Below are 676 nucleotides of genomic sequence, written 5' to 3'. Positions count from 1 at the left end.
TTCCATATTAACGAATTTATTAACGCACACTTTTAAAATCTCTTGCACAGACAGAAATAAGGTCTTATATTTGCATTGTCGATAAGCTTAAAGACACAGACAAACTAGAATTATTAACGACTAAAAACTATTACAATTATGCCAGTATTGTACAAACCCTTCCAGTCAACTCTGGAAGACAAAAAAAGCGGTAAAAAACTCTTCTACCCCCGAGTTGTACGTTCGGGAAACGTAGATTCCGCACAACTTTCGAAAGAAATAGCAGCCTACTCTTCCCTCTCTCCGGGTGACGTAAAAAACACACTCGACAACCTGGTGACGGTGATGGGACAACACTTGCAATCTTCGGAAAGCGTAAGCGTGGACGGTCTTGGTACCTTCCGTATGGTGATGGTGGCTCGTGGCAAAGGTGTGGAAACCTCTGACGAAGTGTCGGCTGCACAGGCTACGCTTACCGTCCGCTTCCAACCGACAACGACTAAGAATCATGACCGCACTACCGCTACCCGTTCGATGGTGACCGGTGCGAAGTGTGCCCGTTATGATAAACTTGTTTCCGATGCGGGTAGTGCAGGAGGCGGTAACTCCGGTGGAAGCGACAAGCCCGGCGGAGGCGGTAATGAAGGAGGCGGAGAAGCGCCCGATCCGGCTGCATAAATGACGTCACGGCAGTGAG

1 protein-coding gene is annotated in these 676 nt (G+C 48.4%); it reads left to right on the top strand.

The genetic code is table 11. From position 1 onward, the window contains the following. Positions 1-138: 138 nt before the first annotated feature. Positions 139-657, top strand: a complete 519-nt coding sequence (locus DW173_RS23670; RefSeq protein WP_004302871.1) for an HU family DNA-binding protein — start codon at positions 139-141, stop codon at positions 655-657. The last annotated feature ends 19 nt before the right edge of the window (positions 658-676 follow it).

This window comes from Bacteroides sp. AM16-13, assembly GCF_003602705.1.
Taxonomy (GTDB): domain Bacteria; phylum Bacteroidota; class Bacteroidia; order Bacteroidales; family Bacteroidaceae; genus Bacteroides; species Bacteroides xylanisolvens.
This window is presented reverse-complemented; position numbering and strand designations above follow the sequence as displayed.

Excerpts from the sequence above, each read along its gene's own strand:
- DW173_RS23670 (WP_004302871.1), top strand. The coding sequence starts at position 139 with ATGCCAGTATTGTACAAACCCTTCCAGTCAACTCTGGAAGACAAAAAA.